Annotated in this window: 15 protein-coding genes and 1 riboswitch; of the genes, 8 read left to right on the top strand and 7 right to left on the bottom strand. The window is 50.4% G+C overall.

Going from position 1 to position 23,396, the window contains the following annotated elements:
• Window positions 1-13: 13 nt before the first annotated feature.
• Window positions 14-982: a 2,3-diaminopropionate biosynthesis protein SbnA gene (gene sbnA / locus L3D05_RS20305; RefSeq protein ID WP_239618154.1), complete on the bottom strand. Its 969-nt coding sequence runs from the start codon at window positions 980-982 to the stop codon at window positions 14-16.
• Window positions 983-999: 17 nt separating this feature from the next.
• A complete protein-coding gene (locus tag L3D05_RS20310) occupies window positions 1,000-2,211 on the bottom strand; it encodes a phenylacetate--CoA ligase family protein (RefSeq protein WP_239618155.1) in 1,212 nt (403 codons plus the stop codon).
• 166 nt (window positions 2,212-2,377) lie between these two features.
• Between L3D05_RS20310 and L3D05_RS20315 the strand changes: the two genes are divergently transcribed.
• The 6 genes from L3D05_RS20315 (at window position 2,378) to L3D05_RS20340 (ending at window position 8,137) form a co-directional block, all read left to right on the top strand.
• Window positions 2,378-3,157 (top strand): YheC/YheD family protein, encoded by a 780-nt coding sequence (locus tag L3D05_RS20315; RefSeq protein WP_239618156.1) that lies wholly within the window; start codon window positions 2,378-2,380, stop codon window positions 3,155-3,157.
• 79 nt (window positions 3,158-3,236) lie between these two features.
• Window positions 3,237-3,602 carry a TFIIB-type zinc ribbon-containing protein gene (locus L3D05_RS20320; RefSeq protein ID WP_239618157.1) on the top strand — a complete coding sequence of 122 codons (366 nt, stop codon included), beginning with the start codon at window positions 3,237-3,239 and terminating at the stop codon, window positions 3,600-3,602.
• A 186-nt stretch (window positions 3,603-3,788) separates the two neighbouring features.
• The gene (locus L3D05_RS20325) at window positions 3,789-4,661 is read left to right on the top strand and encodes an ABC transporter ATP-binding protein (RefSeq protein ID WP_239618158.1); all 873 of its coding nucleotides are present in this window, start codon (window positions 3,789-3,791) and stop codon (window positions 4,659-4,661) included.
• 126 nt (window positions 4,662-4,787) lie between these two features.
• Window positions 4,788-5,750, top strand: coding sequence for an AAA family ATPase (locus L3D05_RS20330; RefSeq protein ID WP_239618159.1), 963 nt, complete (start codon window positions 4,788-4,790; stop codon window positions 5,748-5,750).
• A gap of 2 nt (window positions 5,751-5,752) precedes the next feature.
• On the top strand, window positions 5,753-6,736 hold the full coding sequence (locus L3D05_RS20335) for a DUF58 domain-containing protein (RefSeq protein ID WP_239618160.1): 984 nt from the start codon (window positions 5,753-5,755) through the stop codon (window positions 6,734-6,736).
• Window positions 6,737-6,847: 111 nt separating this feature from the next.
• On the top strand, window positions 6,848-8,137 hold the full coding sequence (locus tag L3D05_RS20340) for a hypothetical protein (RefSeq protein ID WP_239618161.1): 1,290 nt from the start codon (window positions 6,848-6,850) through the stop codon (window positions 8,135-8,137).
• 57 nt (window positions 8,138-8,194) lie between these two features.
• Here L3D05_RS20340 and L3D05_RS20345 read toward each other — a convergent pair whose 3' ends face one another.
• Window positions 8,195-9,118, bottom strand: coding sequence for an AEC family transporter (locus tag L3D05_RS20345; protein WP_239618162.1), 924 nt, complete (start codon window positions 9,116-9,118; stop codon window positions 8,195-8,197).
• A gap of 10 nt (window positions 9,119-9,128) precedes the next feature.
• Window positions 9,129-9,839, bottom strand: a complete 711-nt coding sequence (locus L3D05_RS20350) for a metal-dependent hydrolase (RefSeq protein ID WP_239618163.1) — start codon at window positions 9,837-9,839, stop codon at window positions 9,129-9,131.
• Between the two features lie 121 nt (window positions 9,840-9,960).
• On the opposite strand from L3D05_RS20350, the gene L3D05_RS20355 reads away from it, so the two are divergent.
• A complete protein-coding gene (locus L3D05_RS20355; RefSeq protein WP_239618164.1) occupies window positions 9,961-10,755 on the top strand; it encodes a PaaX family transcriptional regulator C-terminal domain-containing protein in 795 nt (264 codons plus the stop codon).
• A gap of 101 nt (window positions 10,756-10,856) precedes the next feature.
• Here the strand turns inward: L3D05_RS20355 and L3D05_RS20360 are convergent, their stop codons facing one another.
• The 3 genes from L3D05_RS20360 to L3D05_RS20370 form a co-directional block, all read right to left on the bottom strand.
• The gene (locus tag L3D05_RS20360; RefSeq protein ID WP_239618165.1) at window positions 10,857-11,363 is read right to left on the bottom strand and encodes a C40 family peptidase; all 507 of its coding nucleotides are present in this window, start codon (window positions 11,361-11,363) and stop codon (window positions 10,857-10,859) included.
• A 4-nt stretch (window positions 11,364-11,367) separates the two neighbouring features.
• A riboswitch (cyclic di-AMP (ydaO/yuaA leader) is annotated at window positions 11,368-11,509 on the bottom strand.
• A gap of 211 nt (window positions 11,510-11,720) precedes the next feature.
• Window positions 11,721-12,536 (bottom strand): hypothetical protein, encoded by an 816-nt coding sequence (locus L3D05_RS20365; protein ID WP_239618166.1) that lies wholly within the window; start codon window positions 12,534-12,536, stop codon window positions 11,721-11,723.
• A gap of 12 nt (window positions 12,537-12,548) precedes the next feature.
• Window positions 12,549-14,543, bottom strand: a complete 1,995-nt coding sequence (locus L3D05_RS20370; protein ID WP_239618167.1) for a M1 family metallopeptidase — start codon at window positions 14,541-14,543, stop codon at window positions 12,549-12,551.
• A 474-nt stretch (window positions 14,544-15,017) separates the two neighbouring features.
• Here L3D05_RS20370 and L3D05_RS20375 point away from each other — a divergent pair, with 474 nt between their 5' ends.
• The gene (locus L3D05_RS20375; protein WP_239618168.1) at window positions 15,018-22,559 is read left to right on the top strand and encodes a pullulanase; all 7,542 of its coding nucleotides are present in this window, start codon (window positions 15,018-15,020) and stop codon (window positions 22,557-22,559) included.
• The last annotated feature ends 837 nt before the right edge of the window (window positions 22,560-23,396 follow it).

Raw genomic sequence — 23,396 nt, forward strand, 5'->3', positions numbered from 1 at the left:
CCTACACCCTCTATTAAGCGCCGCTAACATGCTGACGCACCCACTCCTCGTCGTATACGGTATCCAAGTACCGGTCTCCCCGGTCGGGAAGAATGGCGACGCATACGGCACCTGCCGGAATGTCGGCCTGCATGGCCTTAATGGCTGCAATAATTCCTCCCGATGAAGCGCCGGCAACGATCGACTCCGTCCGGACAAGTTCCCGGCAGCCTTCGATACATTCGCGTTCCGATACGTAGACCACCCGATCGATAAGTTCCTTCCGGCTAATAGGAGGGGATAGGGCCGCGCCTAACCCCGGGAACTGACGCGCTCCCTTTGTCCCACCGAAAATCACGCTCCCAAGAGCATCTACCGCAACGATTTGCGTATCCAAGCGACTATCCTTCAGCCTTTCCGCGCACCCCCGTATCGTCCCGCAGGAGCTGACTCCGCAAAACAAATAATCGACTCGAGGCAGCGATTCCAAAATTTCCGGCATGGTCGTATGATAGTGCGATAAATAGTTGTTCGGATTCCCGTATTGGTTCGTCCAGTAGCAATTGCCGATTTGCTGCTGCAATTGCTTGACGCGTCGAATGCGGGCAAGAAGATAATCGCCGCTAACGGGATCGGGGTGTTCCACCCTCTCGATCTCTCCGTGCAAGCAACGGATTAGCTTGAGATGCGAATCGGTCGTTCTAGGGTCGACCACGCAGATGAAGCGTAAGCCTAAGATCAGGCAGAGCTGTGCTAGGCTAACGGCCATATTGCCGGAGCTCGACTCGATAATCGTCGTGTCGTGGCGAATGTCTCCGGTGCGGATAGCTTCGCGCAAGATGAACAATGCTGGACGATCTTTAGCGCTGCCTCCGGGATTCATGAGCTCCAGCTTCCCGAATACGCTGAAAGGCGAATCCGGGAACAGCCGCCGCAGAGGAACGAGCGGAGTGCGACCTATCGTCTGGCACAAACCGTCAAGCCGATCGATGTCAAAGTCCATCAGGCGTGCAGCTCCTCTTAGTCGTAATATATTTTTTTGTGCTTTGGCACGGTGCTGTCATAAGTAACGTCCGAAGGAACGACTCGGAGGGTTTCCAGTATCCCGCCTCGAATCATGACGCCGATCTCCGGAATCCGATCAAGCAGCTCGCGCTCGATGGCTCCGTAAATAGCCGGAGCTTTGTTCCCGCTGTCGACCCTCACGGTAAGCTTGTTGGCGTGGACATGGATTCGCACGGCGGCATCGCTTAGATGACGATAGACGACGTCTTCGATATCGTAGACGCTTATTTTCTCGCCATGCTTAAGCTCCGGTCCGATCCGCCGGACAAGCGCTTGGAAGCTCATTCTCCTATGTCCGTCGACGACGATCGGACGCAAATCCCTCACGATATCGTATGTTACGTAACGCAGCGAGGGGAAAAGATCACGGGTCAGCGAAGTAAGGACGAGCACGGATTCGTTTTCGGGCAAAGGCTCATCTTCGCTGAATAGAGCCTGCACGGGAACGCCTTCGGCTTCGATTCCTTCGACGAACAAATATCTTCCGTGTTCATGAGAATAGTAAGCAATCGTACCAATCTCGATCGAGCCGTAGGTATCGGTTATATTAGCTGGCTGTACGCCCAGTCGCTCAGCGATTCTGTTCTGCCATGCGGGGGAAGCGATTTCGCCGACAAGCACCACTTTTCGGACGCCCCATGAAGCCGGATCATCCTCGCAAGCCGATAATAGACGGTCCAGAATGGAGGGCATCGTGTAGAGAATGGAGGGACGTAATGTTCTTAACCGTTCGTGATGCTGTTCGATCGGCTGCTGAAAGGCAATCGATTGGGCTTGAACCCCGATCCTCTCGAAAATTTCCAGCGCGGTGCCGGCCGCATGGCCTGTGCCCATATCGGATAATGCGATTGCTGGTTGAGTGGGCTTAAGAATTCGCTCGAATAGCGCGGATTTAAGGCGAATATAGTTTTGCTCGTCTTCGTCGGAATAGTAGATCGCTTTACGCCGAAGCGAGCTCGTTCCCGAGGTTCGGTAGCAGGTGGCGTTTATCCGGGGATCGAAGGGCTGTTCATTGTAATAGTGTCTCTCCAGCAGCTCGGACGTCAGGAGGGGGAGCTCGCTTAGCGATTGGACCGTGGTGCTATCCACGCCGTTGAGAAGCTGGCCGTACCAAGGGAAAATGTCGAGAATCCGCTCGGTCTTCCGCGATAGGCGGTGTCTATCCATAATCGATCCTCCGTTTCGGCAGCCATTGTTATTCATTTATATGTTGGGATGGAGAGCACGTTCTTCTTTTGCCCCTAGACGACAGCCCTTCCTTCTCGGAAGTAATTCCATACAGTAATCTATGAAGCAATTTCTGCACGGGAAATGGGAAGGGATGGCGGAACGGATGAACAAGCAAACCGCGGTATCGAGTAAATGGATCAAAACTAAGATGCTGGAAGGCTCTTCATCTCTGGCTGCCCATATTCCTACAACGTTGCGTCTTACGCAAAACACGCTGAATCGGATGTTAACGCGATATGGAATGGTCTACGTGAAGCCGGTATCGGGATCGTTGGGGATCGGCGTGATGCGTGTGGAACGGTCGAAGGGGAAGTGGAAAGTACAGTCGGGGCTTAAGATCAGCTCCTTTTCCACGTTCCAGAAAATGTTCCGTTGGCTTCGGTCGCAGATACGCGGAACGCCGTATTTGGTTCAGAGAGGTATCCATGTTCTGAGGCATCGGGGAAGGCCGCTCGATTTTCGGGTCATGATCCAGAAAGCGCGGTTACAAGGTTGGTTAGTAACGGGGACGGCGGCACGGGTGGCTCATCCTCGCAAGGCGGTAACGAACGGAAGCCAGGGAGGCAGCATTTTCGGCGCTAAATCTTTGCTTCGGAGGATAGCGGGCAGGAAGCAAGCTGCCAAGGCACTTAAAACTTTTAATCGCCTAGCTTACTCAACGGCTAGAAGATTCACGCTAGCTTACCCTAGAATGCGCGAACTCGGATTAGATATTGCCGTGGATACCAAGGATCGGGCTTGGATTCTCGAAGTGAATACGAAGCCGGATCCTTGTCCCTTCACCAAGCTGAACGACTCGTCCATGATTCGGAACATCGTGAAGATTGCCCGGGGTTATGGGCGAACTTATTGTTTAGAATGCAACAAGGCCAAGCGGGGTTAAGGCTTTGAAATCCAAGAAACCACGCCGCGATTCCTCCGTAGTAGTTAGGGTAAACTATTGAATAAGGGAGGAACGTTGAATGAACTGTCCGGTATGCGAAGGGTCACGTATGAGAGAAGTAGAGAAAAACGGTATTCTGATCGATGTCTGCCCATCTTGCAAGGGGGTGTGGCTCGATCGGGGTGAATTGGACAAGCTGATGGAAGACGTTAGGGAAGTTCGCCAAGATTATAATGAATGGTACTATGGGGATTCCGCTAACCATCAAGGAGCTCCAAGAGGCTCTCAATCTCCACAACAACAATACCAACCGCCGCAACAGCAATATCAACCACAACAACAGCAGCATTATCCTCAGCACGGTCATCAGGGCCATTCTTCCTATCCGAAATATAAGAAAAAGAAGAGCATGATGGATGTTTTCGGAGACTTGTTCGGCGATTGATTACTAACTTCGAGGACGGTGCTTGTCGGATTTATATAGTTAGGATCACATAAACGGAGGTTAACCGGGGACAATCCGGTTGGCTTCTTTTTTTGCGCGTGCCATTGACAACGATAATGAGAACCATTATCATTCAAGACATGGGAGTTACTTGAGAACGGTTTTCAACGGAGGATGAATGCGATCATGTCACGGTTAAACACAAATCAGTTATCCCTCGCATACGGCAGCCGGCAGATTGTGCAGGAGCTGAATTTAAGCGTGCCGGACGGTCTGATTACGGCGCTTGTAGGCGCGAACGGGTCAGGCAAATCGACGATCCTGAAGTCCATGGCTAGGATTCTTGCCCCTACTCAAGGGGGCGTTTATTTAGACGGCAAGCTGATTCATCGCCAACCGACGAAAGAAGTGGCTAAGCATCTGGCCATTTTGCCGCAAAATCCGTCATCGCCGGAAGGGTTGACGGTTCGCGAGCTCGTCTCGTTCGGGAGATACCCTCATCAGAAGGGATTCGGTAATCTGTCCGGGGAAGATAACCGGATGATCGATTGGGCTTTGCAAGCGACGGGAATGACGGAGTTCGGCACTAGGTCCGTCGACCACTTGTCCGGAGGACAACGCCAACGGGCATGGATTGCGATGGCATTGGCGCAAGGAACGGAAGTGTTATTGCTCGACGAGCCGACGACGTTCCTAGACATGGCTCACCAAATGGAAGTCATGACTTTGCTGGAGAAGCTTAATAAGGAACAGAAGCGCACGATTATCATGGTCGTGCACGATTTGAACCATGCGGCCAGATATGCGCAACATCTCGTTGCTTTGAAAGCCGGTACGGTTCTGTATGAAGGACACCCGGAGGTCGTTATGACTTCCCAGATGCTGCGAGACGTGTTCAACATCGACGCCGACATTATCCCGGATCCGCGCACCGGTGCCCCTCTATGTCTGCCTTATGGGTTGGCTGGAGAACATTCTGAGCCGACGACCCCTACCCCTGTAACTGGCGAAAGCTCCCCCGCGGAATATCGTGAGGAAAGAGTTCAAGCGATGGCTTAAGGGGCGAAGTCGACTACCGGCAATAGGTTCATTGGATTTAGGTCCGAATAAAATATGAGATCTTACAATTCACACCCTCCTCCTCCATTGTTAAAATGTAGAAAATGGAGAGGGGTGTTTTTTGTCGTGGATAAACAGAAGCTGCAGCAGAATCTTTCGGCTGTTACTAATAACGTAAACTCGGTGGTCATCGGGAAAGATCAGGTGCTGGAGCACCTTCTCATCGCGTTGCTTTCCTCAGGGCATATCATTCTGGAGGACGTGCCGGGCACGGGGAAGACGCTGCTTGCCAAGACGTTGGCCCGTTCGCTGGATTGCCAGATGCGACGGATTCAATTTACCGCCGATTTGCTTCCTTCCGATGTGACGGGCATCAACTTCTATAACCAACAGGCTAGCCGGTTTGAAATGCGGCAAGGTCCCGTATTTACGAATTTGCTGCTCGCGGATGAACTGAACCGGGCGACGCCGCGTACCCAATCTAGCCTGCTGGAGTGCATGGAGGAGCGCCAGGTGACGATTGACGGAGTCACGTATCCGCTCGAATCTCCCTTCATGGTCATCGCAACTCAGAATCCGATCGATAATCACGGTACTTTTCCTCTTCCGGAAGCCCAATTGGACCGTTTCATGATGTGCGTATCGATGGGCTATCCGACGGAAGAGGAGGAGCAGGCGATATTGCGGCGGTTTACGGCCCTTAATCCGTTAGATTCGCTCCAACCTGCCATCAGCCAGCAAGAAATCATTGAACTGCAAAGCCTTGTGCCGCAAGTATTCGTTAGCGACGAGGTGTACCGTTATTTAATAGCGATCGTATCGGCTACGCGCAATCATCCGGAAATCTCGTTCGGAGTCAGTCCAAGAGGGAGCTTGCAGCTGTTGAAGGCGGCCCAAGCCCGCGCGTTGCTGCAAGGACGGGATTTCGTGCTGCCCGATGACGTCAAATCGTTAATTAAGCCGGTGTTCGCGCATCGGATTATACTCAAGGACACTTATCGGGGCGAGACGAATCGCGCAGATCAACTCCTCGAACGCTTGGTCGCCGGCATTCCCGTTCCGACCGAAGCCGCGTTGGAGTCGAGGTAACCATGGCGGTTCTTGTCTGGGTCGTTCTAGTGATGGCCGTGCTCTATCTCCTGCAAAAGTTCTTGTATCTCGCAATCGGGCTTAAATCGATTTCTTATGATCGCATCTTTAGCTCGTCCCGTGTTTACGCAGGCGAAACGGTGTGGATGCAAGAAACCCTCTCCAATCGCAAAAGGCTACCGCTGCCGTGGCTGCGCGTGGAGTCTCAGTTACCCGCCCAGCTCGTGTTCAAGCACCGTGAGGCGGATATGTCGATCAATCGCGGGGATCAACTGCAGAACCATGCCAGCTTGTTCAGCGTCCCGTCCTATACGGAAATCGTTCGAAAGCATGAGATCGTCTGTCCGCAACGGGGAAAGTATCGGATTGCCTCTTACACGTTATCGCTTGGAGACGTGATCGGCGTGACCGGAAAGTCGATCCGACAGAGCGCGGACTGCGAGATTGTCGTCTTACCTAAGGTGAAAGAATTAAGCGACTTTCCTCTGGATGCCAGAAAATATTTGCAAAGCGTAAGAAGCATGATCAGCCCGGTTATGGAGGATCACTATTACGTTGCGGGAATCCGACCTTATAGACAGGGTGATTCCTTCCGAATGGTAAATTGGAACGCGACGGCCAAGTCCGGTGAACTTCTCGTACATAAGAGGGAGAGCATGCAGGATAATGATCTTACGATCATCTTAAACGCGGAATTGCACGATTCTATACACAACTTACGTACTACCCAAGAAATCTACGAGGATGCGGTCAGTTACGCGGCTTCTGCCGCGCAGTACATCATTTCCGGCGGCGGTAAGATCGGATTCTTGTATAACGGGACCGTCGAAGGACATTCGGGGATGATATTCCGCGTCCCGGTGAAATCCGGGGCCTCGCATATGGATAGGCTGTTGGAAGCGATGGCCGGCTTTCAACCCGTTACGACGCTTGGGCTGACGTATTTGCTAGAGCCAATTGGTAGAGGAACGGACACGCGGACTTAACTATATGCTTATCTCGGCATTCATCGATCCGAAGCAGGAACAATTGATTCGCCGGCTTCGTAGCCAAGGCAGTACGGTGCAACTCCTGCTGGTGGATAAGGGGGTGCCTAGATGAAGGGGAGTTTAACGCCTAGATCCTCCGGGATTGGAAAAATGGTATGGCGCATATTCGTAGAGTTGATGATCTGGCTCCCCTTGGTGTTGATATTTACGACCAAGATGGAAGTTCGGGACAGGGTCATTACGGTGGGGATCATTCTACTTTTTATTGCCTTGGGATTATTGGTCAATCGATTCCCCCCGCTGTGGCGAAGATTAGCTATGATTTCAATAATCATTGCTCTAATCGGACTTGGGATCGGGCAGTATACGAATCTTCTTCCTGTTTTCCTTTGGCTGGGTATCGTGCTCTGGAGAGGGCGATTCGTTACGTTGGGGCATTGGCATTACGGCCTTGCGTTCTGCGTCTGCTGCGCCGGTCTTATCGTGGGTTCGAAAGTGGGAGCTTGGGCCGATTATCGAATCGCATTCATCGTATTGGCTGTCGTGTGGGTAGTCCAATTTTTCTACGTGCTTAATAGAGGGTTGGTCGAGAACGCGGGGCTCCATAATGGTATCCTTACGAGTCCGGTCAAGAAGGCCAGCCGGAATTACTTATTGATTTTCTTAGCTATAGGCGTAGTCGTCATCGCTCTTACCGCCAGCTACGGAGAGCGTTGGCTAACGCCGAAGCAAGTGAAATGGGAGAGACCGACCGGGCAAATCGAGCAGCCTATCCCACCTCCCGAATCCATGGATATGCCGGATTGGATGAACGAGCTGGCCAAGAAACAAGGAAAGCCGTCCGTCCTGTGGGATTATGTATTCTGGGCGCTCATAGCAGCAGGGGCATACGGAGTGTTCTGGTTTGTGCGGCTCGGGTGGAAGGAAAGAAGGACCTGGCGCGAGATTATTCGGCTGATCCGGGCATGGTTCCTAAGAGAGAAGAAGGCGGAAGAGCTTCCCTACGTGGAAGAACACCGAAGCCTGCGGAAGGAAAAGAAAGAGGGGCAAAGCTTCTTCGATTCCCTCTTCCGTAGACATGGCCGAAAAGTGAATTGGGATCAGCTCAGCAATCCGGAGAAGGTTCGCCGCCTTTACGAAGAGGCGATAATGACCGGGATCGAGCAGGGCTATACGTTCCGACCCAGCGATACGCCATCCGAAACGCTGGAGGGGTTAGAAACCTGGCGGGAGGCTCTGCCGACATCCTCTAAGAAGGAGAAGAACGTCGATTATTGGAGTCGTTTCCTGCAAATTCGGAGGGTATTGCTTAAACTATACGAGAAAGCCAAGTATAGTCCTCACGAAGTCACCTCGCAGGAGGCTGAGAGCTTGAAGGAGCAGATATCGGACCGTTAAGCGGCTCCTTCTTAGGATTAGGCCAACCCGTAATCGCGGGTTGGCCTTTTGTGCCTATTAGGCAAAAAAATAGGTGGATAAATAGATAACTAACGTCAGAGTAACGCTGCTGCACAGGGTCGATACAAGAACGGCTTGGGCGGCGAATTCCGGTTCATTGCCGTACTCCAACGCGAGTGCCGCACTATTCCGCGAGGTTGGTATGGCGCTTGCGATGAAGAGCGCTTGCGCGACGATCCCATCGACATGAAATAAACTAAGAAGGGAGAACGCGAATAACGGAGCTACGAGCAGACGAATGAAGGTGCTAAGAAGCACTCTGCTCGTGTTTTTGTACAGTTTGGCTCCGGCCATCTGCGCGCCGATGGATACCAAAGCCAGCGATAGCATCCCTCCGGCCACGGTATGCAAGGGAATCTCAACCGAATCGGGAAGCGGGATATGAAGGAGATTAAACAGAATACCCGCGACGAGAGCGTACAGGATCGGCATTCTGACGAACTGGCGCAACGTTTTGGACGCTCCGATGCTGGCGGCGCTCGCGTTGAATAAGCCGAACGTGAAAGTCAGAGCGATCTCGAACAACACGACCATCATCTGCACGGACATCGCGAAGGGATCGCTATGGAAAACATATCCGTTAACCGGAATGCCGATGTTGCCGTTATTGGTCAAGATAATGCTGTTGGAGAAGCTGGCTGCGGTTGGGCGATTATGCTTCAGCATCCGGCTGATACCATTACCGAGCAAGAAGAGAATAATAAATTGCGCGATCAGTAAGCCGAAGATAATGAGCAGTAGATGCAAAGAGATACTGGCTTCATATACCGTGATGAACGTGAGTGCCGGGATGTAATAGTAGAGAATGAGCCGGGAGAAGGTTTTCATCTCGAATTGAAAGAACCTCTGCAGCACGACGCCGACTCCGATGAGAATGACGAGGGGCAATATTATTTCTTCGATAATGTGAAGGAAAACCATGAGAGTCACCCTATCCGCGTTGTGCTAAGATTTGTTTGATAGTTAGCGTTTGTCCAGGCTCCATAACCCGTCCTTGGATTCCTTGGGCCGCTAGCCTATTCGTAAAATCGCGGCCGTCTTGCCGAATGGCCGGGAAGGTATTGAAGTGGATGGGAACGACGCACTTGGCTTGCAGCCATTGCGCGGCGGTAATCGCGTCCGACGGTCCCATTGTGAACCGGTCGCCGATCGGCAAGAAGGCGAGATCGATCGGTTGACGCTCTCCAAGCCATTTCATGTCCCCGAACAAACCTGTATCTCCAGCGTAGTAGATCGTATAGTCTTCGATCGTAAGCAGAAAGCCCACCGAAACTCCCATACTCAAGCTTTCTCCAGACGTATCCGTCACGGATGAGCTATGCAAAGCGGGAGTCACGTAAACTTTGCCGAAATCGAAGTTCCATTCCCCTCCGATGTTCATGATCTCGACGTCTACACCCTGCTTCCCCATATGAAGGGCAAGCTCTTCCGCCGCGATGATGGGGGCGTTATTTTGTTTTGCAATGGCAACGGCGTCGGTGATATGATCAGTATGACCATGCGTCAGCAGGACGTAATGCGCTTGGATTTGTTCCGGTCGCGTGACGGCGACGGGATTGCCTGTCAAGAAAGGATCGAGAATAATCGAGCTTTCCCCTGTCATGATTTGGATACAAGAATGTCCGTGATAGCGAATGAGCATTTGAAATCACATCTCCCTTTGTTTATAATAAAAATATAAACGTTCGTTGAATAATAAGTTATATTTATTTCGTGGTGCTGTCAACTCTATTTTTCAATTTTTTCCTTAGGGGGTTCTTTTTGTGTTATCCGTCGAGAAGCAAATCCTCTATTTAATTTCGCGTGCGGAGAGCCTATCCGCCAAGGAGCTTATCCGGATTTACGAGGGACGCGGCATCGGCGCGCAGATCGTAAGGAACGCGTTGACGCGGCTGAAGAAGGACCGTTATGCGGAAGTAACCGCGCGTTCGATGTATGCCGCTACTGGACTCGGCCGGGAGTATGTCGCCTCGATCAACCGGAAGCCGGGGCAATACGAACGGGAATGGGACGGAACTTGGTACTTCGTTATGTTCGAAATCCCCGAGGCGGAACGCAAGAAACGGGATGGATTTCGTGCGGATCTGGTGCAGCTCGGGTATGGCGGTTTGTATAAAGGGGTTTATGCTTCTCCGTGGCAGTACACGGAGGAGGTGCTTCGCCTTGGCGAAGTTCATGAGGTGCTCCCTTATTTGTCTTTGACCAAAGGGAGTTATCTGTTTAATCCGGTTACTTCCTTGCAAGCTCAGGCCATTTGGGATTTAGACAGGGTCGAAAGATTGTACGAGGAGAAGAGGGTTTGGTTCGATAACGCCTTTATACCTTCCTTAGGCGGAGTGATGGAGTCCGATCCGGATTACGATTTGCGGCTGTTTCTTAGCTTTCTTGAGCTGGGAGACGTCCTAGCGGAATTAGGTTTGCGGGATCCGATGCTTCCTAAAGAACTGCTCCCGGACACTTGGACGAATGGGATGACCATCGCGTTGTTCAATGAGAAGTTAAGATGGATCGCCAATCAAATTCCGAATGATTCGGCCTATCGCAGGTTCGTGGTATAGCCGAATAGAGGGCCAAGGGATAGTTTCATCCAACTAAATAGTTGTGCAAAAACAAAGAAGACCCGCATCCGCGGGTCTTCTTAAATATTGCATGAAAAACGTTATTGCGGTTTAACTGCCGCTGCAACTTCAACGGCTTCTGGCTCGGTAGCTAATTTCTTGTACGATCCGTCGCTCAGGATGCGACGAGCGCCAAGATAACGCTTAGCGTAATAGCTCTCGTCCAAGGACGTGATGGTAACGCCTTTGGATGCTGCATGCGCGAAGTTGTTGTTGCCAACATAGATTCCGACATGCGAGACTCCGCTGCCACTCGTATTGAAGAATACGAGATCTCCTGCACGAAGGTCCTCTGTAGCGACCTTGGACGCTTTTTCCCAGCTGAACAAATCTCTGGAAGTACGAGGCAAATCGATACCAAGCTCATTGAATACATACCCCGTAAATCCGGAGCAATCAAATCCGCTCGTAGTCGTTCCGCCGTATTCGTAGTTGATTCCGATGAGAGGTGCAACAGCCTTGTCTAACTTGGAGTCTGCGAATGCGCTGCTTACCTGTACAGCTAAGAGTACTGCTAGGGAAAACAAAAACACTGACACTTTGCGCAAAACCGGTGACTCCTTCCAATGCCTACGAGGTTAGCTGGAGGGTTCGGTAGAAGGTTCCCCTATGGCTCCTGTGAAGCAAAGCCAATTCACCCGTATTAATGGTTCCCCCGTTTCCCGTTTGCGCGGGAACTCGGCAATTTTTGATTTCTTAGCTTTATATATTCGGTTATCGTGACGAATTTCCTGCAAATGCTAAATGAGAATTCCTTAATCTGGAGTGTAAAACTAGGAATGGATCCCCCCCTTATTGCCTATATTTATCCCGCCGATAATAACGCCAAACCCCGGTCGCGGCCTGAAAGAGGCGCAACCGGGGAATGTCCCGGGTCAATTATTGTCGAATGGGACGAGAGAAGCTTACGACTCCGTATTGCACCAAACCTCGTACTGCGAAGCGGAAGTCCACAGCTTGAGGAGAGAGCGAACGAAGTGGAAAGCTTGGTGCAGCGCTACGGCGAGAAAGCCCGACCAGAGCAATGAGACGGCCCAGGCTGTAGCGGACACTGCCAAACCAATGCCGAGCAATATGAAAGTGATTCCAAGCAGAGGGAACGCCCGGCGAAGCGCCAATCCCAGACCCTTGAAGATTCCTTCCCGCGAAACCGCTCCGAACTGCATGAATTGAAACAGCAGGTGAAGCGCCAACCCCAACGCCATCCATGCGACGGCGTAAGGCAGCAGTCCCTGGAGCCAAGCCGTTAAGGAGGGTTCTGAGAGAAACCGTTCTTTGGCAAGTGGCAGCAACCATACGGCGGGCAGTATAATTAACCCATTCTCCAGCCAGTAAAGCGCTGTGACCGGCTTCCAAACCTGACGCATTCCTTGCAATACGCGGGTCCCTTCTCCTTCCACCGCATGGTGGAAAGAGTAATAAACGCCGGCATTGAGCAGAGGAGTAAGCACCATCCGCAGGAGCAACAATCCGCCTAACATCCACAGGACTTCATTGACCAGATCTGTCTTGAGCAGGCGAAATTGGGCTTCGATAAGGAACAGATGGGCTGCGTCGGAGTTGGGGTGTTCCTCGGGATAACGCGCCAGAATGGGCGTTACGACCGAGTCGACGAACCGATATAGGAAAAATCCCCACAGCAAGCGATACAGGAATAGAAGAACCAATACATACTTATGCCGAACGGTGATGTCCCATCCCTTTTTCAATAAAAGACGCATGAATTCATCACCTCACCATACCATTGTTCCGAACAGACCCTCAATGATTTGCGTTATTCCGGTCGCGAAGCGGGAACGCTGCTCTTGGGGGACTTCGGCCTTGAGATAATTGTTGTACCTGCGGTTATCGAGAACGACGTTCAAGCTAGGATCGATTGTCGCATACACCAACGGAGTCGCGGAATGGAGCTTTAGCTGAACATGGGATTGCACGCCGTCCCACTTCTTGCGCAACATTTGGCCGTCTTGAAATTTGAGCCAGATCGAGACGGGTTGCGGACTTCCTCCATAGCGTCGTAGAAGGACGAGGCTTTCGTAACCATCGTCAATCTTGCGGGTGCTGATCGTATCGACCGCATAATCGGCCATTTCCCCCTTCTGCACGTAGGCTTGGAAGAAGTCGGCCCATTTCGTTTTCGTTACGGATTCCACGACCTTCTGAAAGTCCGAAGACGAAGGATGTTTAAACCTGTACTTCTGAAAATAAGTGCGCATAATCTTGCTCATCGTTTTGTCGCCCACTTGACGTTCTAAGGCGGAAAGCACGAGTTTGCCCCTTAAGTAGACGTTCTCGGCGTACCTGTCCGAGGAACTGAAGCCCCAGGAAGCTTGATGAAGCGGTTCCGGATGGGTCATGTAGCTGGATTCGATCGTTAAGTTGGGAACGACGCCGTAGATGCTGGCCATCAGCTTATCTTCGGTATAGGAAGTGAAACCCTCGTCCAGCCATGCCTCTTCGAATTCATTGGAAGCAACCAACCCATACCAATACTGATGGGCGATCTCATGGACAAGCGTGCGCTCCAGCTCATAACCCGGATTGTTGTTCTGCGCGGCGGCGGCGGTGACGAGCGTCGGGTATTCCATGCCCCCCGCGCCATTGCCGTTGTTCGGCGGCACTATGACCGACAGGGTGGAATAAGGGTATTCGCCGTACCACTGTCCGAGCTTGGCTAAAGCGGATTTGGCGGCATGCATGTAACGGTCTTTCAAATCTTTGTGCAAGGGGTCTAAATAAAGCTTGATACGCACGCCAGGAATACCAGGAGCAGAGAAGGAGTCTTCTACATATTCGAAGTTAGGCGAAGCGGACCAGGCGAAGTCATGGACGTCATCGGCGTAAAATTGGAGGCTTTTGCGACCTCCGGCTATAATGGGCGATTTCGTCTGAAAGCCGGTTGCCGCCACCTTGTACGTCTCGGGAACGTCGATGCGCACGCTGTAGATTCCGAAGTCCGCGAAAAACTCCGAGTTGCCATGGTACTGGTGCAAATTCCAGCCTTCGGTTGCGCGTCCTCGCATGCCGGCCGTTTCGTATACGGCTATTTTCGGAAACCATTGACCCGCCATTACGAAGTCCCCGGCCTTGCCCATACGGGCAAATACGTCCGGAAGCTTAACCGTGAATTTCATGCGTACGGTAACGGACATGCCGGGCTTGACCGGCTCGGGAAGACGGAAGGTAACGAGCGTGCGATCGCTCTTGTTGCCATCGTCCGGTTGGACATAATGAAGGCGAGGCAGCAGCGTTTCTCCCTCTTCGGTCGTCAAGGAAGTAAGCTCCATGCTCCCGTAGCTGCCCGACTTCATCTTGTCGCCTCTTAGCTGGCCTTTGGATTCTTTCATGAAGGTACTCCCAGGCGCGAAGGCATTCGGATACAGATGGAAATAAAGCTCCGAGACGGCTTTACGTCCCGGGTTTTTCCAAGTTACGGTCTGTTCACCGGCTAAGCTCCCGTTCTTCTCGTCAAGGGCAACGGAAATATGGTATTCCGTTACGCGATTGCTGAGTATGACGGCTTGCGGTTTCAGAGGCACATCAGGACCAGGCTCGGCCTTGTGATTCGCCGCGGCCGGTGTAGCCGTAACCGGCAACTCGGACAGCGAGGAAGCCGGCAAAGCATATTGATCCACCCAAGCGTCGGCAAATCCGAATCGAACAGACAATACAAGTACAGCAGCGGCAGCGACGAAAAGTAACATTCGCAGCGAACGGCGCTTAGGCATACGGATAACCCTCCCGTTGACAAGCATCTACGAGATATATATGTGGGTTGTCCGCGGATTATATCTTCGTCTAGAGAGAAAGTGGGATAAGCTTTGTGAGATTATCTCTTAGGACGATCGAAGTAGATTGGTGTCGCAGATAGAAATTTTTACGACATTTTCTTGTGCAACTTTTGTGCAAACGTTACCAAATGGGCGTTTTTAGAGAATTAAATGTCATTTCACAAGATTTTTGATCATTTTGTAGGTTAATTTTTGAATTGACAGCGTTTTATTGGCAGTAGTAATATAAAATTTGATTAAGGCAAACGCTTTCATTTCCTTATTGTATCAATAAAGCTGTGAGAACGGCTGGAGATGAGAGTCGTTTGCATTTGTTGGTCTTTTTGTGCAAACGTTTGCGTATTTAAGAAAAGCATTACGGCTTTGCAGCTTTATAGCTTGTTGAATGATAAAGACGGGGAGGCAAAAGGAATGAAGTTCGGTTTGAGAAGCAAGAAGATGTTTGCGATTCTATTATCGCTTGCTCTTGTATGGTCTTGTATCGGAGTAAATCCGAATCGGGCAGGCGCGGTTTCGTCTACGACCGCTACATTGGCTGGTAATTTGCAGTCGAAGCTGGGAGGTACGGATTGGACTCCTTCGGATACTGCGACAATCATGCAGGACATGGGCGATGGCAACTATCAATTTACGGGAAGTCTGCCTGCCGGTACTTATGAGTTCAAGGTAGCGATTAATGGAAAATGGGACGAAAACTATGGGGTTGGCAGTTATACGAATCCAGCGAAAACGGGCACAGACAATATCGTTCTCACTCTGCCCGCACCGCAGACGGTAACGTTTTATTACAACCATAATACTCACAAGATCGCGGATTCAACATATTACACTCCGATCGCGGCGAACAAGCTGCCTCGCGTAGTAGGAAGCTTGCAGACGGAGATTGGAGATCCGACGGATTGGGATCCGGGAACCGCTAGCGCGATTATGACCGATCCGGACTTCGATAATGTATACTCGGTAACCAAAACAGTTTATCAAGGCACCTATGAGTACAAGATCGTGCTTGGGAATGACTGGGCCGACCAGGCTTATCCGGGATCCAATAAATCTTTGGTTCTGCCGCAAGAGCTTCCTGTAACATTTAAATATAATAATAACGACAACAGCGTAGCAGCCGACTTCATTGTGCCTGTTGATCCTAATGCAGGGGTTCCAGTACCTGCAGGTCATCTACGGGTTCATTACAATGGCGCCTATAATGGGGTAGGCTTGTGGACGTTCAATGATGTAGATGCTTCACCTGTAACTTGGCCGATAGACGCCATTCCTTTTACATCCGCGCAAGTGGATAGCTATGGTGCTTATCTAGATTTACCGCTTAAAGCGAATGCCAAGAAAGTTGGCCTCGTCGTTGTTAATCGGACTACGCAAGCTAAAGACGGCGGAGATAAAGTGTTCGAACTGACTTCGCCGGCAATGAACGAAGTGTGGCTCCAAACGAACTCTGATGCCGTTCTTCCTTATGAGCCAGTTACGCTTGCACCGAACACCGTGCGCATTCATTACACTAGAGGCGATAAAGATTACAGTAAATTTGGCCTATGGTTGTTCGATGATGTCGCTGTGAAATCCGATCAATTAGGTAAGTGGCCGATGGCGGCAACCCCATTCGCCAATACCGATCGCTATGGGGCTTACATTGATGTTCCTTATAAAGCAGATGCGAAGAAAATTAGCTTTATTGCCGTAAAACGAGAAGGTTCTGGCGATAAAGACCGCGATACCAAAGAGTTCGCTCTGATGAGTAAATATTCGCACATCTGGATCAAACAAGGCGATGATAACGTATATATTTCTCCATACGGAGATTTGGCAACCGCTATCGTCTCCGCGGAAGTCGTGTCTCCAAGCAAAGTTCGTCTCGTCTTCACGATGACAACCGGACTCGATTCAGCGGCTCTATTGAGCGGATTAACGATTAAAGACAAAGATGGCAACCCGGTCACCGTTAATCAAGTCGCGATTCAAGATGCGACAACGGTAGTGGCGGATGCCGCCCTTAATCTAGACAAACTTCCGCTAAGCATCACCTATTCCGGCAGGACGGTGTCCGCCGCTTCCGGTTGGAGACTGCTAGACGAGTTATACGACTATCAAGGGAACGACCTTGGCGCGACGTACAACGCGGATGGGACTGCGACATTGAAGCTATGGGCTCCGTCGGCCAGCTCCGTGTCGGTGGACTTATTCGACAAGAACGATTCAACGTTGCAAATCGGCAATTTCCCTCTGACTAAAGGGGATAAAGGAGTATGGTCTAAAACCGTTACCGTAAATAAAAATAATAGCAAGGTAGACAGCAAAGGCTACTTCTATCAATTCAAAGTGACCAATGATGGCGTAACCAAAGCGGTTCTTGACCCTTATGCCAAGTCGATGGCGCAATTCACGGTGAATACGAAAGGAGAAGCGGGTCCTGACGGCGACCTGGTAGGTAAAGCGGCGATCGTCGATCTGAATGGCACGGATCCGGTAGGGTATGATTTTGCGCATATCGATGGTTACGAGAAGAGAGAAGACGCTATTATTCTGGAAGCGCATATTCGGGATTTTACGTCGGATCCTTCGATCCAAAGCGATTTGAATGCAAGATGGGGCTCCTACTCGGCCTTTATCGATAAGCTTGATTACATCAAAGCGCAGGGAGTCACCCATATTCAACTCATGCCGGTCATGGCTTGGTATTACGGGGACGAATCCAAGATGGACCAAAGGGAATTGGGTTATTCCGCTAAGGATAATGAATACAACTGGGGCTATGACCCTCACAACTATTTTTCGCCGGATGGAGCATATTCCGAGAATGCGGCCGATCCTGAGCTGAGAATTAAAGAGCTAAAGGGTTTGATCGATGCTATTCATGATAGAGGAATGGGTGTTCTTCTAGACGTTGTTTATACTCATATGGCGAAAACAGACACTTTGAACGATATCGTTCCAGACTACTATGCATGGAAAGACCCAAATGGTAATTTCATCGGAGCATTTGGAAATATGTTAGCTACGAATCATAAGATGGCGGAAAAGCTCATGGTAGATTCCGTTAAATATTGGTTCGACGAGTACAAAATCGATGGTATGCGTTGGGATATGATGGGCTACGCAACCCAGGATTCCGTGCAAAATGCCTATAACGCGGCAGCTGCCATTAATCCGAATGCGTTGTTCATCGGCGAAGGCTGGAAGGACTTCGCGGGCGACAAAGCCGATCCTTCTCTGGCCGGCCAAGGCGCAGACCAGAAATGGATGGATAAGACGGATAGCGTTGGCGTGTTCTCCGACGAGATGCGCAACGAGTTGAAATCCGGCTATCCTACGGAAGGCCAACCGAGCTTTATTACCGGTGGCGCTAGAAGCATCAGCACTATTTTCAATAACATTAAAGCTCAACCGTCCAACATTGCCGAAGATGATCCGGGCGACGTAGTTACTTATATTGAGGCTCACGACAACTTGCCGCTCTACGACGTTATCGCACAGTCGATTAAGAAAGATCCATCGGTTGCGGCTAATGATCTAGAAATCCATAAACGGGTTCGGCTTGGAAACCTATTAGTCTTAACTTCGCAGGGAACGGCATTCCTTCAATCCGGTCAAGAGTATGGACGGACGAAACAATGGAAGGCTGCCGGGGTGCCGGAACAGAAATACACGGCGTTTACCGATGTGAACGGCAATCCGTATCCTAATAATTATTTCATTCACGATTCTTATGACTCTTCCGACGCGATCAATATGTTCGACTGGACTAAGGCGACGAATGCGGCTCAGTATCCGGTTAACAGCATCACGAGTAAGTATACTTCCGGTTTGATTAAGCTAAGAAATTCGACGGATGCGTTCACGCTCGGAGATCGAAGCATGGTCAATTCCAATGTCACGCTCATCACGGCGCCGGAAATTCAGGCATCTGATCTTGTTATCGGCTATAAGAGCAAAGCGACGGACGGAACCGGGCTGTATTACGTATTCATGAATGCAGATAACGTAGAAAGAACCATTACGTTAACGGAAGATTTAACTGGCGGAACGGTCGTCGTCGATAACGACGAAGCAGGCGTTCAAGCGGTTTCTTCCCCATCCGGGTTCACTTTAACGACTACCTCTATCAAGCTTGATCCGTTATCGGCAGTCATTATTAAGAAGGATACTGCGGCAACTGTTCTAACTTCATTGGAATTAGACATGCCGAGCTATTCTCTTCCTGCCGGAAGCAAACACCAGATGACGGTGTTCGCAAGATATGACGATGGAAGTAAGAGAAACGTAACGAGCCAGGTTGCATACACATCCAGTAGACCTGGAGTTGCAAGCGTGGCGGCGAATGGTCAATTGACGGCAGCGAGCTTGGGAACGGCTAATATTACTGCGACTTACAAAGGTTTAGCGGTTAACGCTCAAGTGACCGTCACGAAAGCATTGGCCAAGCGATATATCCAATTCAATTATAGTCGTTCGGATAAGGCTTATCAGGGCTGGAATATTTGGGTTTGGAATACTGGGGTGAAGGACGATCAAATCGATTTCGCTAAAGTAGAGAATGGTATCGCCACCGTCAACATCGAAATGGCGCCAGGTGCGACGAAAATGGGCTTCATGCTTCGCAAAGGGACAAATTGGAATGATGCGAAGCAGGATATTGCCTATGACCGATTCATCGAAATTCCGGCGGATACGAACTTTGTAAAAGCAAATGTCACCAGCATGGTCGGAGAACTGGATGTATTGCCGAGTATTAGCGGCCCTGTTCTTGCTGACGGGGACGTCACCTTCTACTATCGGGACGATGCCCTGTTCAAGAATGGACAAATGAATACCATTTCGGGCGTGAAAGTCAAAGTAGGAACGACTGAATACCCGATGGTGTATGACGCTAGTAAAGAGTGGTACAGCTATACATTGAAGAACATTGCAGTCGGCGATCATGAGTACACCTTCTTGGTGTCCAAAGGAACTGCCACTGCTGAAGTCAACGATCCGTATAACCTCGTTGGCGGCAGATCGATCGTGAAATACCGCAACCCTACGATCGCTATTCAATCAGCGGTAAATCCGGGAGCTATCGCTTCCAATGAGAACGGAGTTCTTACTCTCACGGTTACGCCTTCCGAACCCGTTAGCTATAAGGAGGCTTATCTGGATCTTACTTCACTTGGCGGTTTGGCCAAGGCTAAGTTCGACACGGAACTGATGGCTCAATCTATTTCGGTGAAGGACACGATTACGGCGGGTCCGAAAAATATCACGGTAACTTTGGTCGATGTGTACGGCAATAAACATAAGCACACGGCTACTGTGAATGTTAAAGCGAGAATGTATACGAACGATAAGCTCGATTTTGATTGGGATGAAGCGCGAATTTACTTTGCTCTTACCGATCGCTTCGCGGATGGGGATCCTACCAACAATACGAACGTCGACAAAACCCATCTTGAAGCCTACCATGGCGGTGACTTCAGAGGGATGATCGACAAGCTGGATTACATTCAGGAGCTTGGAATCAACACGATCTGGATTACCCCGATCGTCGATAACATCGATTTCAACAAAGGCCTGGATTTTAACAGCAAACAATATGCCTACCATGGATACTGGGCGAAGGATTTTACTCAGATCGACGAGCACTTGGGAGATTTGGATACGTTCAAGGAACTGATCGACAAGGCGCATGATAGAGGAATTAAGATCATGGTGGACGTTGTTCTCAACCATACCGGTTATGGTTTGAAACCGGATGATGCTATTCCTAGCATTACGCAAGCCGACAAAGATCGGTTTGCCGGTATGTTGAGAACGGATGGCGTATCCTCGAATACGGATGAAATCCGTGGAGAGCTTGCCTTCCTTCCAGACTTTAAGACGGAAGAACCTGCCGTGCGCCAGAAGATCATTGATTGGCAAGCAGGCTGGTTAAACCGTGCCAAGACGTCTCGCGGAGATACCATTGATTATTTCCGGGTAGATACGGTGAAGCATGTGGAAAGCACGACATGGAAAGCGTTCAAAAATGCGTTAACGGCGATCGATCCGAAGTTTAAGCTCATCGGGGAGCAATTCGGGGCGACAATCGATAGCGATGGCGGTACGCTTCGCAATGGTCAAATGGACAGCTTGCTCGATTTCGGCTTTAAGGGCAAAGCGAAAGAGTTCGCCAACGGTAGTATTGACGCGGTGGACGCTTACTTGGCAGACCGCGAGTCTAAGTTGGATAACACGACGACGATGGGACAATTCCTGAGCAGCCACGACGAGGATGGTTTCTTGTCTAATTACGTGGACGGAAACAAAGGGAAGTTGAAAATCGCTGCTGCCTTGCAGATTACGGCTAAAGGTCAGCCGGTCATTTACTATGGCGAAGAGCTTGGTCGCTCCGGGAAAAACGCGGGCGATATGAGTAAGGGCGAGTTCAGCGAAAATCGCGGTGACATGCCGTGGGATAAGCTGACGGACGAGAAGGATCTGCACGATCATTATATGAAGCTTCTGAATATCAGAGCTAAATTCTCTAAAGTGTATTCCAAAGGAATTCGTACGAAGATTGGAGGCTCGGATGCTGAGGGCTACCTGGCCTTCAACAAACAATACGGTACGGATAATGTGATTACCGTCATTAATACAAAGACGGCTAGCAAAGACATTACGCTTACTGTTCCATTCGTTGTCGGTACGAAGATTAAGGATGAATACAGCGGCAAAACATACGTCGTATCGAACAATCAAAAGGTGACATTCAAGTTGCCGGGGATGAATGAGGGCGGAACGGTCATTCTTAGCTTCTTGGAGCGTGCTAGTAGCGATTCGTCTTCCGGTGGCAGCGGTGGTTCTGTAACAGTACCTGAACAAGCGAATACGCAAACCGTTAACGAAATGGATTTGAAAGACGGTAAGAACGGCAAGGTAGAAATTCTAATCCTTAACGGCACGCAAACGGTTCTGTTGCCGATTCAAGCGGCTGCGGCGCTCGGAAACAATAATCTGGTGCTCAGCTCCGCAAATTTGTCGGTGACTTTCCCGAACGCGGTTCTGGATTCGATCAGCAGGATGGTAACCGGAGCAGATGCAATAGGCGCTCAAATCTCCTTTGAATTTAAGCCGATTTCAGCTGAGGACGGCGATTCGTTGCTTGCGCGTGCAGGAGCGGGTAAAGTTAACTTGAAATCCGCATCTCAAGTTTACGAATTGACGTTGAACATCGTTACTAAAGACGGCAAGAAGATAGCGGTAACGAAATTCGATAAGCCGCTTACCATTAAGCTGTTAGTAACGGGCAATTTGAACAAAGACTTAATCGGGATTTACTATATCGGGGATGATGGCAAGCTCGAGTATATTGGAGGTACCCTCGAAGGTAGCTATATGACGGCGCAAATTTCCCATTTCAGCAAATATGCCGTTCTCGAGTACAACAAATCATTCGAAGATGTGAAAGCAACTTATTGGGCTTCAACAGTCATCAAAGCTCTTACGGCGAAGCAGATCGTGACCGGGATAACGGATACGAAGTTTATGCCGGAGAAGAGCATTAGCCGTGCTGAATTCGCGGCACTGTTGGTCCGTGCCCTCGGCATTAAAGCGGAAGGTGAAGCTAAATTCACCGACATCAGCAAGAGCGCTTGGTATGCTCCATATGTAGCAACGGCTACTATGCACGGCATTGTCAAAGGGGGCCAAGGCAATACGTTCAGGCCGAACGATACGATTACCCGCGAGGAAATGGCGGTCATGATCATTCGTGCGCTGGAAGTGAAGAACGGCGGTAAGGCCGCGGACGCGGCCAAATCATCAGCTTTCTCGGATCGCGCTCAAGTTAGCGCATGGGCGGTTCAATACGTCGACGCTGCCGCTCAACTTGAACTCGTAAAAGGCAGAGCGAAGAGTCAGTTCGCGCCGCAAGGCGTCATGACCCGCGCGGAAAGCGCGCAAGTCATCTACAACTTGCTGTCTAAGTAAAGAAGCGCAAAAGAGGAGGAGCAGATTTTATCTGCTCCTCCTCTTTTTATTAGGTGGTTACTGCGTTCGCGCTGGCAACTCGCTCTATAGTCCGGTAAAACCCAACTACAGCTCCAATCTATCGTGCTATTGGCACTGTAGTCCGGCAAAACCCAACTACAGCTCCAATTTACCGCGTTATCGGCGCTGCAGTCCGGTAAAACCCAACTACAGCTCCAATCTATCGTGCTATTGGCACTGTAGTCCGGCAAAACCTAACTACAGTTCTAATCTATCGCGCTTTTGGCACTGTAGTCCGGCAAAACCCAACTACAGCTCCAATTTACCGCGCTATCGGCGCTGCAGTCCGGTAAAACCCAACTACAGCTCCAATCTATCGTGCTATTGGCACTGTAGTCCGGCAAAACCCAACTACAGCTCTAATTTACCGCGTTATCGGCGCTGCAGTCCGGTAAAACCCAACTACAGCTCCAATCTATCGTGCTATTGGCACTGTAGTCCGGCAAAACCCAACTACAGCTCTAATTTACCGCGTTATCGGCGCTGCAGTCCGGTAAAACCCAACTACAGCTCCAATCTATCGTGCTATTGGCACTGTAGTCCGGCAAAACCCAACTACAGCTCTAATTTACCGCGTTATCGGCGCTGCAGTCCGGTAAAACCCAACTACAGCTCCAATCTATCGTGCTATTGGCACTGTAGTCCGGCAAAACCCAACTACAGCTCTAATTTACCGCGTTATCGGCGCTGCAGTCCGGTAAAACCCAACTACAGCTCCAATCTATCGTGCTATTGGCACTGTAGTCCGGCAAAACCCAACTACAGCTCTAATTTACC

It is taken from the genome of Cohnella mopanensis, from assembly GCF_022352055.1.
In the GTDB taxonomy this organism is placed as follows: domain Bacteria; phylum Bacillota; class Bacilli; order Paenibacillales; family Paenibacillaceae; genus Cohnella; species Cohnella mopanensis.

What these genes read in the sequence shown, in the direction of transcription:
- L3D05_RS20345 (WP_239618162.1), bottom strand. Translation starts at nt 9,118, where the DNA reads ATGGTTTTCCTTCACATTATCGAAGAAATAATATTGCCCCTCGTCATT.
- L3D05_RS20365 (WP_239618166.1), bottom strand. Translation starts at nt 12,536, where the DNA reads ATGCGTCTTTTATTGAAAAAGGGATGGGACATCACCGTTCGGCATAAG.
- L3D05_RS20340 (WP_239618161.1), top strand. Translation starts at nt 6,848, where the DNA reads ATGAAGGGGAGTTTAACGCCTAGATCCTCCGGGATTGGAAAAATGGTA.
- L3D05_RS20325 (WP_239618158.1), top strand. Translation starts at nt 3,789, where the DNA reads ATGTCACGGTTAAACACAAATCAGTTATCCCTCGCATACGGCAGCCGG.
- L3D05_RS20310 (WP_239618155.1), bottom strand. Translation starts at nt 2,211, where the DNA reads ATGGATAGACACCGCCTATCGCGGAAGACCGAGCGGATTCTCGACATT.
- L3D05_RS20315 (WP_239618156.1), top strand. Translation starts at nt 2,378, where the DNA reads ATGAACAAGCAAACCGCGGTATCGAGTAAATGGATCAAAACTAAGATG.
- L3D05_RS20350 (WP_239618163.1), bottom strand. Translation starts at nt 9,839, where the DNA reads ATGCTCATTCGCTATCACGGACATTCTTGTATCCAAATCATGACAGGG.
- L3D05_RS20320 (WP_239618157.1), top strand. Translation starts at nt 3,237, where the DNA reads ATGAACTGTCCGGTATGCGAAGGGTCACGTATGAGAGAAGTAGAGAAA.
- sbnA (WP_239618154.1), bottom strand. Translation starts at nt 982, where the DNA reads ATGGACTTTGACATCGATCGGCTTGACGGTTTGTGCCAGACGATAGGT.
- L3D05_RS20375 (WP_239618168.1), top strand. Translation starts at nt 15,018, where the DNA reads ATGAAGTTCGGTTTGAGAAGCAAGAAGATGTTTGCGATTCTATTATCG.
- L3D05_RS20335 (WP_239618160.1), top strand. Translation starts at nt 5,753, where the DNA reads ATGGCGGTTCTTGTCTGGGTCGTTCTAGTGATGGCCGTGCTCTATCTC.
- L3D05_RS20370 (WP_239618167.1), bottom strand. Translation starts at nt 14,543, where the DNA reads ATGCCTAAGCGCCGTTCGCTGCGAATGTTACTTTTCGTCGCTGCCGCT.